This is a genomic window from Sphingomonas sp. (assembly GCF_031380695.1).
Lineage (GTDB): Bacteria > Pseudomonadota > Alphaproteobacteria > Sphingomonadales > Sphingomonadaceae > Sphingomicrobium.
The window spans coordinates 1-10,117 of the sequence record NZ_JANMWY010000021.1 but is presented as its reverse complement, the minus strand read 5'-3'; the positions used below and the strand labels follow the sequence as shown (position 1 = coordinate 10,117).

The window sequence follows — 10,117 nt, the reverse complement described above, 5'->3', positions numbered from 1 at the left end:
GTCGACCCTGTTCGCCCAGTCCGCCGTGCCGGCGCACCCCGAGCTCGCCTGGATTCTGCAATGCACGGCGCGGATGGGCTGGCTCAACCGCATGACCCAGTTCAAGGACAAGTCAGGCAAGAACAAGGAAGGCGCCAGCGTCGGCCTGTTCACCTACCCCGTGCTCCAGGCCGCCGACGTGCTGGTCTATCGCGCGACCCATGTCCCGGTCGGCGAGGACCAGAAGCAGCATATCGAATTGGCGCGCGACATCGCGATCAAGTTCAACGCCGACTATGACTGCGAGCTATTCGTTGCGCCCGAGCCGTTCATCGGCGGCGGCACTGCGGCGCGCGTGATGTCCCTGCGCGACGGGGCGGTGAAGATGTCCAAGTCCGACCCGTCCGAGCAGAGCCGCGTCTCCCTGACCGACAGCGACGATGCCATCGCCCAGAAAATCCGCAAGGCGCGCACCGATCCCGAGCCTTTGCCTGACGATCCTGCGCTGTTCGCCGGGCGGGCCGAGGCGACCAACCTCGTCGGTATTCTCGCTGCGCTGACCGGCGAAACCGTGCCACAAGTCCTCGGCCGCTTCGCCGGCAAGGGGTTCGGCGCGTTCAAGCCGGTGCTGGCCGACGCGGTCATCGCCACCATCGCCCCGATCCGCGACCGGCTCGACCAATTGCGCCGCGACGAGGCCACGCTGGACAGCTTCCTCGCCGCCGGTGCAGAGCGGGCGCGGACCATCGCGGCTCCGACGCTGGCCGACGCATATCGTACGGTCGGCCTAAGTCGCTGAATTCTATCGCATTGACGGCTCGCTTCATCGTCCATTCAGGCTAACTATCGTTTAACCGCAGGATCGGACATATTCTCCCTTCCTGAGGAGCAACGACTTATGCGTAGATATAAACTGGCTGCTGCCGCCCTGATGGGTGCTGCCGTGGTTACCCTGTCGGGTTGCGTCACCGGCTTCCCCGCGCAAGTGTCGCGTTATCAGGCCATGCCGGCCCCCGCCGGTCAGACCTTCTTCGTCGTGCCCATGGACCCGCGCCTCAACGGCACGCTCGAATTCCAGCGCTTCGGCGGCGTCGTTGCTCAGGCAATGGCGGCGCAAGGCTATGCTGCGGCACCCAGCCCCGGCGCGGCCACGCTGGTCGTCAACGTCGGCTATGCCGTCGACCGCGGCACCACCGAATATGCCAATGATTCGTTCGGCTATGGCGGCTACGGTGATGGCTACGGGCGCAGCGGCCTAAGCATCGGCTTCGGCTTCGGACGCGGCGGCTATTACGGCGGCGGCCCGTTCTACTCGCGCTATGGCGGCTATCGCAGCCCGTTCTTCTACGGCTGGGACGACCCTTATTGGTACGGCGGCGGCGTCAGCAGCTATACCGTCTACAAGAGCAATCTCGACATCGACATCCGGCGCAAGGCCGACAATCAGTCGGTGTTCGAAGGGCACGCCCGCGCTCGTTCGGAAAACGACGATCTGACCCGCTTGGTCCCCAACTTGGTCGAAGCGATGTTCACCGGCTTCCCCGGTCGCAATGGCGAGACGGTCAAGATCACCGTTCCGCCGCCCGGCAAGGTTCCACCGCGGGGCTAAACCCACGGCTTGCACAAGTGAAAGTCCGGGCAGCAGTGCCCGGGCTTTTTCTATGCCTGCGCCCGCGCCTTGGCCGCCCGGGGACTGCCATAGACCCAATACACTACCAGCCCGAACAGGTTCCAGCCGAAGAACCAAGTCTGGGTCCGCTCCGGCAGGCTGTAGAACAGATAGCAGCAGCCGAGGATCCCGACCGTGCCGACGACCCACGGTAGCGGCACGGTAAACTTGCGTTCCCGATTCGGCTCGCGCCGCCGCATCGCCAGCATCGCGGCGCACACTGCCACGAACGCGGTCAGCGTCCCGGCATTAGCCAGCGCAGCAATCTCGTTGAGCGGAAAGATGGCGGCGATCACCGCCACGACGATTGCCGTGAAGATGGTGATCCGCACCGGCGTTCCGCGCTTCGACACGCGCGCCAGCGACTGCGGCAACAGCCCGTCGCGGGCCATGGTAAAGAAGATCCGGCTCTGGCCGAAGAAAAAGGCCAGGATTACCGTCGGCAGTGCGATCACCGCCGACAGGCCGAGGATCTTCGCTGAGAGTGGTTGTCCGATTGAACGGAGGATCAGCGCCAGCGGCTCCGGGCTGTCGGCGAACTTGGTATAGGTCAGCGCCCCGATCGCCGCCGCCGCCACCGCCATGTAGATCGCGACGCACGCGACCATCGACCCGACGATCCCGATTGCCAGGTCGCGGTCGGGGTTCTTGGCCTCCTCCGCCGCCGTCGCAATCGCGTCAAAGCCATAGAAAGCGAAGAAGATGATCGCCGCCGCCGCCATCACCCCGACCTCATGCCCCGCCGGCCCGCTGCGTGGAAAGCCGGTCGGCATGAACGGGTGGAAATTGGCCGGGTCGAACGACTTCGCCGCGACGAAGATGAACAGCGCCAGCGCCAGCATCTTGACGACCACCAGCACTGCGTTGAGCGTCGCACTCTCCCGCGTTCCCGCCGACAGCAACGCCGCGACCACGCCGATGATCACGACTGCCGGCAGGTTGAACACACCGCCCAGCTCCGGCCCGTTGGTTAGCGCCGCCGGCAACCCCATGCCGACGCTCGTCAAAAACCCCGACGCGTATCCCGACCAGCCGACCGCGACCGCGATTACCACTAGCGAATATTCCAAGATCAGCGACCAACCCACGACCCACGCCAGCAACTCTCCGAACACGACATAGCTGTAGGTATAGGCCGACCCCGACGCCGGAATCATCGTCGCCATCTCGGCATAGGCGAGCGCGGCGCAGGCGCAGATCACGCCGGCGATCGCGAACGACAGGATCACTGCCGGCCCCGCCTTGGCCGCGCCGACCCCGATCAGCGTCAAGATGCCCGTGCCGACGATCGCCCCGACCCCGAGCGCGATCAAATGCGGCCACGACAGCGAGCGCGCCAGCCGGTGATGCTCGGGCATGTCCTCGCGCGCGACGACCAGCTTGCGCACGTTCCAGTTCTTCATGGTTGGCTCCCCTTTGACGGGAGCCTAGAGCCTGATCGTCGGAGGTGGAAGCGCTTCGCGCTCCCACTGAAGGCGTAAATCAGGCTCTCACCACCGACTTCGGCGGCGCGAGCAGCTAGTGAACCGTCCCGACGACCTCGTCGCTGGCCAACGTCGCAATCACCCGCTCGATCTGCCGCCAGTGGCAGAAGCGCAGGACATTTCCGGCATCGCGGCTGGCGTGCGCGCGCGCCGCAGCCTCGAACCCAGCGTCGTCGCCATAGCGCTGCATCAGCCCGTTGGCGTCGGCCAGGGCGGAGCGGTCGGAAATATAAGGGGTAGGCATGCCGCATCCCCTACCTCGCCCGTTCTTTCGCGACCGCGCACAAGCGTCGTTAGCGGCCCGTCAACCATGCCGCTGGCGTCGCCCGCCCGCATCTGCCAAGGCGCGGGCATGCGCACTCCCACCACCCAGGCCGGCGGCCTGTTCCTGATGCTTGGTATAATCGGCGGCACGATCTGGGGCATGACGACAGGCAGGGTCATGCTCGGCGTGCTCACGGGCACCGGAATCGGTGCTGCGCTGGCGGTGGTGTTGTGGCTGATTGATCGGCACCGTGACCGGGCGCGCTGAGCACACCATATTCCGCATTAAGTCAGATTAACCGGACTCGACTCCCTCACGAATTCACGCAATTGTTCGCGCGTCGATCCGGACCCCGTTTGGCTTGCCCGCGGTGCCTGCCTCGACCCGTTTGCGTCGTCCACCATCAGCAGGGGAAATCGCATGATCCGCAAAGTCGCCATCGCCGCCGCCGTAACTGGCCTGCTCGCCGCCTCCTCGGCGTTGGCCAAGCCCTATGTCGATTACACGCCGCAAAAAGGGATGTGGAACATCAACGCGATCGAGGTCGATCCCAACCATGTCGATGAATATCTCGAAGGCCTGCGCAAGTCGCAGGTGCCCGCGCTTGAGGTGATGAAAGCGCATGGCCTCATCGACGATTACCGCTTCATGGTTAGGGGGAACTACATGAAGGGCTCGCCCAACGTGCTGATAGAGACCCATTATCCGAGCGGCGCGATGCTCGATCCCAATCAGGCACGCGACGAGGCGATCGATAAGGATATCCGCAAGCAGTTTACCGAAGCGCAGGACAAGACCGCCGTTGCTGGCTACGAGAAATATCGCACTTTCATCGACGAAGGATTGTGGGGCGAAGTGAAGATGGCAAAGTAGCCGCAGCCATTTGCCGCGAACTCGGGCCGGCCGCGCGCCGGCCCGGAATCGCCGTCCTACGCCACCTTGCGCGCCGCCCAGATCACCCGCCCGATGCAATGGATCGCATTCAGCTTGAGGTCGGGCCAGTCGGGATAGGCGGGATTGTCCGACTGGACCGTGACCCGCCGGCTGACCGGATTGAGCGCCAGCCTCTTGACGATCAGTGCCTCGTCGACCCGCAGCACATAGATGCCGTCGCGCAGCCGCTCGCCGCAATCGCCGCGATCGACCAATATATCGTCGCCGTCGCCCAGCGTCGGCGCCATCGAATCGCCCTCGACGCGGATGATCACCAGATTGTCCGAGGGCGCTGCCGTCATGTGGCGCAGCCAGCGACGGTCGAAGGCAAAATAGGGAGTTGCCGCTTCCTCCGACGGGATCGCGCCCTGCCCGGCTGAAGCGCTGACCGGCACGCGCATCACCGGTACCAGCCCGCCACCGGGAGGCGGACGCACCGGGCCACCAAAGGACGACTCGGGCATGTCGAAATAGCGCGCCAGTGTCCTTCGCTCCTTCTCGCCGAGCCGCTTGGGCGTCCCGCGCCGCAGATACTGTTGAATATAGGCACTATTTTTTCCGAGCAGCCGCGATAGCGAAGAGAAGTCCTCGCCGCGTTCGACGCACAGCCGCTCGAGAAGGGTCCGGGGATTGTCTGCCATCATGATAATAAGGTAAACATAGGATAAACTCTAGACAAGTAGGAAATGGATGGGAATCTTGCAGGAGTCGAGTCGTTATCCGTGTGGGACAAGGTCATGCAACTGCTGAGAGAAATAGAAGGATATATTCGCCGACACGACACCACTCCCGCGCGCTTTGGCCGCGATGTCGTCCGCGATCCGCGATTCGTGTTCGACCTGAGGAACGGGCGAGAGCCGCGGGCCGCAACCGAGGCCCGCGTCCGCGCCTTTCTGGAGATGACCCGATGATGAAAATCGCCATGTCGCCGGCCGCCGCCGGGCTGCTCCGGGCGCTGTTCGCGCGCACCGGCCTGCCTCGAGAAACCGTCTTGCTGACTCAATATCGTTCGACCGAGTGGCATTCGCTAACCTTCGCCGGAGAGCGTCATGCGATCGGCTTGCGCGTCCCCGGGCCAGACGCGAAGGCGATTGTCGAACGCCTGCTCGCCGGCATCGAGGAGGCGGAATTCGCGATATCGGGACAGATACTCGCCGATATCGCCGTGCAATTTCAACCGCTGGTGCATGACGACGGCGCGATCAGCCTTGGCCTGGAGGCCCTGACCATCGCCGCCTGACGTCAGCGACGCAGCGAGCGCCGGATTTCGTCGAGCGCCGCGTGAAGCGCGTCGCTGGCGTCCGGCGCTTGGGAAGGCGACTGGGTTTCGGCGGCGCGCTGTCCCAGATGCTGGTCGATCCGCGCTTGCAGGGCGCCGACCGTCTTCGGCCCGTCCGGCGCGAACAGCCGCACGACTCGCGACTCCTCGGCGGACTGGGGCAGTACATCTTCGAGCAGCAACGCGTCGTCCGCCTCACACGCTTCGAGCGGCGCCAGTTCAAACGGCGCCAGTGATTTCGGGGGGCGCTCGGAGGGAACCATCCGTACGACCAACCAACCGAGGGCAAATCCGACGACCAGCGCACCCGCGCCGACCCCCCACATGGTCAAGCCGAACCGCGGCGCCAGCAGCACTGCCGCGCCACCCGCACCCAGGCCGAGCGCCATTCCCCCGCACAGTTCCGCGACCGAGTCGCTCCAATGTCGAATCACGTTCCCACCCATAAGCCCGCCATACCCGACAAAGCTTGGCGAGCGGTTAAGCTGGAGAACGTTCGATCAGCGCAATCAGCGCCGCCGTGAACGCCGGTACGTCATCGGGCATCCGGCTGGTGACAATATGCCCGCTCGTCACCGCCGGCGCATCGACCACGTTTGCTCCGGCGTTGATCAGATCGGTGCGGATCGATCGCCAGCACGTCACCTCGATCCCGCGTAGCACGTCAGCCTCGGCCAGCAGCCACGGCCCGTGGCAGATTGCGGCCACTGGCTTGCCCGCCGCTACAAACCGCCGAATGAGCGCAATCGCCGCCGCGTCGGTCCGCAACGCGTCGGGATTGCGCAGGCCCCCCGGCAGGATCAGCGCGTCATAATCGTCGTCGACCACCGCGCCGATGGTCAGATCGGGCCGGATCGTCCGCCCCGGATCGTCCAGCACCGTTGCCTGGATCGGGTGGCGCGTCGGCGACGCCAGCGTCACCCGCGCGCCGCGCTCGATCAGGATCGCGCGCGGGCCGAACAGCTCGCTTTCCTCAAAACCGTCGGTCGCCATGATCAGGACATGCGCGTCGCCAATCGCCGTCATCGACACTCCCCTGCGCAGCTAGGCGGAACTTGCGCTGGCCTAGCGTCATTACGCCATCGTCCGTCCCGGTAGAAAGACCCTAATGCTTCGCCATTCATCTGACAGCGTCCCCGGCATCACCCGCGAGAAGAAGGGCAGTGCCTGGGCTTTTTTCGCTCCCGACGGCACGCGCATCACTAACCGCGACGAGATCAACCGACTCAACGTCCTCGCCCTGCCCCCGGCCTACACTGACGCCTGGTATTGTCCCGACCCCGACGGCCACCTCCAGGCGACCGGCCGCGACGCGCGCGGGCGTAAGCAATATCGCTACCATGACCAATTCCGCGCCCGCCGCGACAAATCGAAATATGGCAGCACGCTCGATTTCGGCGCAGCCCTGCCCAAAATCCGCCAGCGCGTCGCGGCCGATCTGCGCAAGCGCTCGCTCGGCCGCGACACCGTGCTGGCCGCCGTCGTCCGCCTGCTCGACACCCAGCATATCCGCATCGGCAACGAGCAATATGCCCGTTCGAACAAGAGCTTCGGCGCGACCACGCTGCGCAATCGCCACCTCCTGAAACGCGGCGGCAAGCTGATGATGAAATTCACCGGCAAGCACGGCATTGTCCACGAAGTCGCGATCACCGACGCCAACCTCAAGCGCATTGTCGCCAAATGCCAGGACCTGCCCGGCCAGAATCTGTTCCAGTACGTCGGTGACGACGGCGATCCGCACGCGATCACCTCGGCCGACGTCAACGCCTATATCCGCGACGCATCGGGCGGCGATTTCACCGCGAAAAGCTTCCGCACCTGGGGGGCCAGCGTCATCGCCTTCGAACAGATGCTGGCGACCGAGGAGGGCCAGCGGCTCACCGTTAAGACGATGGTCGAGCCGGTCGCCGAGGCGCTCGGCAACACCGTCGCGATGAGCCGCAAAAGCTATGTTCATCCGCGCCTGATCGAGGCGGTCCGCGACAGCCCGCGCGACGCGCTCGCCGGGTTGAAGGTCCCCCGCGCGCGCCGCTGGCTATCGGGCTGCGAGGTTGGGATGATGACCTTTCTGAATAAGAAACCCGGCCGCGCTCGCACGGCGGCCTGAACCGCCAGCCTCGATCGACCAGCCTTGATCGCCAGCGCAGCTCCCGACTAAAGCGCGCCGCATGGACTATGTCCCCAACGCCTTCGACTGGCTCGCTCGCAACGCCGAAGCCCTCACCCTAGGCGCCATCGTTGCCGCAGTGCTCGTCCTCGTCATGCTCGGCCTGCGCTGGCTCGGCCATCGCATGGTCGCGAACGACTCGCGCTGCATTCACTGGCAAGGCGTCGTCGGCCGGGTCCTGTCGAAGACCTCGATCCTGTTCATGGTCGCGACCGCGCTCGACACCGTCGCCCGCTATGCCGACATGCCACCAAGGCCCGCACACCTCCTCGACGCGCTGTTCACCATCGCTGCGGCGCTGCAGGCCGCCGTATGGGCGCGCGAGCTGGTCCTCGGCGTCATCCATCGCAACGTCGGCGAGGAACCCGGCGCAACGACCCTCGGTAACGCCTATGGTGTCATCCGCGTGATCGTCTCGGTCGCGCTGTTCGGCCTCGCACTGGTCGCGATCCTCGACAATCTCGGCGTCAACGTCACCGCGCTGGTCGCCGGCCTCGGCGTCGGCGGCATCGCCATCGGCCTAGCCGCGCAGGGCATCTTTTCCGACCTGTTCGCTGCCCTCGCGATCCTGTTCGACAAGCCGTTCCGCCGCGGCGACACCATCCGCTACGACACCACCGTCGGTACGGTCGAGCGCATCGGCATGAAAACCACTCGCCTGCGCTCCCCCACCGGCGAGCAGATCATCATGGCCAACACCAAACTGCTGGAACGTGAAATCCACAACCTCGCCGCAGCCCAGCGCCGCCGCGTCGTCGTCACGTTCGCGCTGGGCCTGCGCACGCCTGCCGCCCGTCTCTCGAATCCGGCCGCCATTGCCGCCACTGCCGTCCGCGCCGTGCCAGGCTGCACGCTGGTCCGTTGCGTCGTCACCGGGTTCGGCAGCACCGGCCTCGATCATGAGCTGATCTACGACGACGACAGCCTCGACCCCGACGCGAACGCCGCGCGCAAGGCGACCATCCTCGCGACCCTGCTCAGCGGCCTTGAACAGGCTGGCCTGCTCCTCGCCACCCCCACCCAGACCGCCTTCCTCGCCATGCCCGACGGAACGCTGGTCCCGCCCTACCCAGAGGCAGCGGCGCTTCCGTAGCGTCGGTGCCAGGGGGCTTGCGGGGCCCCTTGCGCCGCGCCTAGAGCAAAGCATGCCCAGTGTCTCCCTCGCCGACATCCGCGCCAAGGTTGGCACCGACATCGGCGCATCCGACTGGATCCTGGTCGACCAGGCGCGGATCCAGGCGTTCGCCGACGCAACCGAGGACCAGCAGTTCATCCATGTCGATCCCGTCGCCGCCGCCAAAACCCCGTTTGGCGGAACGATTGCTCACGGCTTCCTGACCCTGTCGTTGCTTTCGCGCATGGCGGCCGACGTCATGCTCGCGCCCGATACGCTCAAGATGGGCGTCAATTATGGCTCCGACCGGGTCCGTTTCATCGCTCCGGTCCGCTCCGGCAAGCGCATTCGCGGCCGCTTCACGCTCGACGCGGTCGACGAGAAGGCCCCCGGCCAATTGCTGTTCCGCCACACCGTCACCGTCGAAATTGAAGGCGAGGCTAAGCCGGCGCTAGTTGCCGAGTGGCTTGGACTGACCTTCGCCTAACCTCCAGGAGAGAAAAGCATGTCCGCACGCGACGCCGTCATCGTTTCCACCGCCCGCACCCCGATCGGCCGCGCCTATCGCGGCGCGTTCAACGCGACCCCCTCCCCGACCCTCGCCGCCCACGCCATTCGCGCCGCGGTCGAGCGCGCCGGGGTAGCCGCGACGGACATCGAAGACGTCGTCATGGGCGCGGCGCTGCAACAGGGCGTCCAGATCACCATCGGCCGCACCGCCGCCTTGCGCGCCGGGCTCGGCGTCGGGGTCGCCGGCCTGTCGATCGACCGCCAGTGCGCCTCGGGCCTCGTCGCCATCGCCACCGCTGCCAAGCAGGTCATCGTCGACCGCATGGACGTGTGCGTTGCCGGCGGGGTCGAGAGCGTCAGCCTCGTTCAGACCGGCGAGATGCGCGTCGGCCCCGACCCCGAGCTGCTCGCGATGCACAACGGCGTATACATGCCGATGATCGACACCGCCGAAGTCGTCGGCAACCGCTACGGGGTCAGCCGCGAGCGCTGCGACGAATACGCCCTGCAATCGCAACAGCGCACCGCCGCCGCGCAGGCCAATGGCACCTTCGCCGACGAGATCATCTCCGTCACCGCCACGATGGGCGTCAAGGACAAGGAGACCGGTGCCGTCTCGATGCACGAGGTCACGCTCGAAAAGGACGAGGGCAACCGCCCCTCGACCACGCTCGCCGACCTCCAGAAGCTTCAGCCCGTGCGCGGCACGCCCGA

The 10,117-nt window shown here is 65.8% G+C and carries 14 protein-coding genes; 9 read left to right on the top strand and 5 right to left on the bottom strand.

Annotated elements, in window-relative coordinates; genetic code table 11:
• On the top strand, positions 1 to 778 hold a 778-nt coding region (gene trpS / locus RMN84_RS00720; protein WP_309610291.1), incomplete at its 5' end, for a tryptophan--tRNA ligase.
• Between the two features lie 99 nt (positions 779 to 877).
• Positions 878 to 1,588 carry a DUF4136 domain-containing protein gene (locus RMN84_RS00715; protein WP_309610290.1) on the top strand — a complete coding sequence of 237 codons (711 nt, stop codon included), beginning with the start codon at positions 878 to 880 and terminating at the stop codon, positions 1,586 to 1,588.
• 50 nt (positions 1,589 to 1,638) lie between these two features.
• Here the strand turns inward: RMN84_RS00715 and RMN84_RS00710 are convergent, their stop codons facing one another.
• Together RMN84_RS00710 and RMN84_RS00705 are read right to left on the bottom strand one after the other, a co-directional pair.
• Positions 1,639 to 3,051, bottom strand: coding sequence for an amino acid permease (locus RMN84_RS00710; protein ID WP_405051410.1), 1,413 nt, complete (start codon positions 3,049 to 3,051; stop codon positions 1,639 to 1,641).
• Between the two features lie 115 nt (positions 3,052 to 3,166).
• Positions 3,167 to 3,376 carry a hypothetical protein gene (locus tag RMN84_RS00705; protein ID WP_309610289.1) on the bottom strand — a complete coding sequence of 70 codons (210 nt, stop codon included), beginning with the start codon at positions 3,374 to 3,376 and terminating at the stop codon, positions 3,167 to 3,169.
• Positions 3,377 to 3,484: 108 nt separating this feature from the next.
• On the opposite strand from RMN84_RS00705, the gene RMN84_RS00700 reads away from it, so the two are divergent.
• Complete coding sequence (locus RMN84_RS00700) at positions 3,485 to 3,664, top strand: hypothetical protein (protein WP_309610288.1); 180 nt, start codon at positions 3,485 to 3,487, stop codon at positions 3,662 to 3,664.
• 153 nt (positions 3,665 to 3,817) lie between these two features.
• Positions 3,818 to 4,270, top strand: coding sequence for a hypothetical protein (locus tag RMN84_RS00695; RefSeq protein WP_309610287.1), 453 nt, complete (start codon positions 3,818 to 3,820; stop codon positions 4,268 to 4,270).
• Between the two features lie 56 nt (positions 4,271 to 4,326).
• On the opposite strand, the gene RMN84_RS00690 is transcribed toward RMN84_RS00695, so the two are convergent.
• Entirely contained in the window at positions 4,327 to 4,974 is a 648-nt protein-coding gene (locus tag RMN84_RS00690) for a S24 family peptidase (RefSeq protein WP_309610286.1), read from the bottom strand.
• 263 nt (positions 4,975 to 5,237) lie between these two features.
• Here RMN84_RS00690 and RMN84_RS00685 point away from each other — a divergent pair, with 263 nt between their 5' ends.
• Positions 5,238 to 5,570 carry a hypothetical protein gene (locus RMN84_RS00685; RefSeq protein WP_309610285.1) on the top strand — a complete coding sequence of 111 codons (333 nt, stop codon included), beginning with the start codon at positions 5,238 to 5,240 and terminating at the stop codon, positions 5,568 to 5,570.
• Between the two features lie 2 nt (positions 5,571 to 5,572).
• Here the strand turns inward: RMN84_RS00685 and RMN84_RS00680 are convergent, their stop codons facing one another.
• Positions 5,573 to 5,998, bottom strand: a complete 426-nt coding sequence (locus RMN84_RS00680; RefSeq protein ID WP_309610284.1) for a hypothetical protein — start codon at positions 5,996 to 5,998, stop codon at positions 5,573 to 5,575.
• Between the two features lie 91 nt (positions 5,999 to 6,089).
• Positions 6,090 to 6,635 carry a type 1 glutamine amidotransferase domain-containing protein gene (locus tag RMN84_RS00675; protein ID WP_309610283.1) on the bottom strand — a complete coding sequence of 182 codons (546 nt, stop codon included), beginning with the start codon at positions 6,633 to 6,635 and terminating at the stop codon, positions 6,090 to 6,092.
• Between the two features lie 82 nt (positions 6,636 to 6,717).
• Here RMN84_RS00675 and RMN84_RS00670 point away from each other — a divergent pair, with 82 nt between their 5' ends.
• The 4 genes from RMN84_RS00670 to RMN84_RS00655 all read left to right on the top strand — a co-directional run.
• Complete coding sequence (locus RMN84_RS00670) at positions 6,718 to 7,719, top strand: DNA topoisomerase IB (RefSeq protein WP_309610282.1); 1,002 nt, start codon at positions 6,718 to 6,720, stop codon at positions 7,717 to 7,719.
• A gap of 61 nt (positions 7,720 to 7,780) precedes the next feature.
• Positions 7,781 to 8,872, top strand: coding sequence for a mechanosensitive ion channel family protein (locus RMN84_RS00665; RefSeq protein WP_309610281.1), 1,092 nt, complete (start codon positions 7,781 to 7,783; stop codon positions 8,870 to 8,872).
• 52 nt (positions 8,873 to 8,924) lie between these two features.
• A complete protein-coding gene (locus tag RMN84_RS00660) occupies positions 8,925 to 9,380 on the top strand; it encodes a MaoC family dehydratase (RefSeq protein ID WP_309610280.1) in 456 nt (151 codons plus the stop codon).
• Positions 9,381 to 9,398: 18 nt separating this feature from the next.
• Positions 9,399 to 10,117 (top strand): beta-ketoacyl synthase N-terminal-like domain-containing protein (locus RMN84_RS00655; RefSeq protein ID WP_405051409.1); only part of this gene is annotated, 719 nt, incomplete at its 3' end.

Coding starts and splice junctions, on each gene's coding strand:
- RMN84_RS00715 (WP_309610290.1), top strand. CDS start 878: ATGCGTAGATATAAACTGGCTGCTGCCGCCCTGATGGGTGCTGCCGTG.
- RMN84_RS00665 (WP_309610281.1), top strand. CDS start 7,781: ATGGACTATGTCCCCAACGCCTTCGACTGGCTCGCTCGCAACGCCGAA.
- RMN84_RS00660 (WP_309610280.1), top strand. CDS start 8,925: ATGCCCAGTGTCTCCCTCGCCGACATCCGCGCCAAGGTTGGCACCGAC.
- RMN84_RS00670 (WP_309610282.1), top strand. CDS start 6,718: ATGCTTCGCCATTCATCTGACAGCGTCCCCGGCATCACCCGCGAGAAG.
- RMN84_RS00685 (WP_309610285.1), top strand. CDS start 5,238: ATGATGAAAATCGCCATGTCGCCGGCCGCCGCCGGGCTGCTCCGGGCG.
- RMN84_RS00700 (WP_309610288.1), top strand. CDS start 3,485: ATGCGCACTCCCACCACCCAGGCCGGCGGCCTGTTCCTGATGCTTGGT.
- RMN84_RS00710 (WP_405051410.1), bottom strand. CDS start 3,051: ATGAAGAACTGGAACGTGCGCAAGCTGGTCGTCGCGCGCGAGGACATG.
- RMN84_RS00695 (WP_309610287.1), top strand. CDS start 3,818: ATGATCCGCAAAGTCGCCATCGCCGCCGCCGTAACTGGCCTGCTCGCC.
- RMN84_RS00705 (WP_309610289.1), bottom strand. CDS start 3,376: ATGCCTACCCCTTATATTTCCGACCGCTCCGCCCTGGCCGACGCCAAC.
- RMN84_RS00680 (WP_309610284.1), bottom strand. CDS start 5,998: ATGGCGCTCGGCCTGGGTGCGGGTGGCGCGGCAGTGCTGCTGGCGCCG.
- RMN84_RS00675 (WP_309610283.1), bottom strand. CDS start 6,635: ATGACGGCGATTGGCGACGCGCATGTCCTGATCATGGCGACCGACGGT.
- RMN84_RS00690 (WP_309610286.1), bottom strand. CDS start 4,974: ATGATGGCAGACAATCCCCGGACCCTTCTCGAGCGGCTGTGCGTCGAA.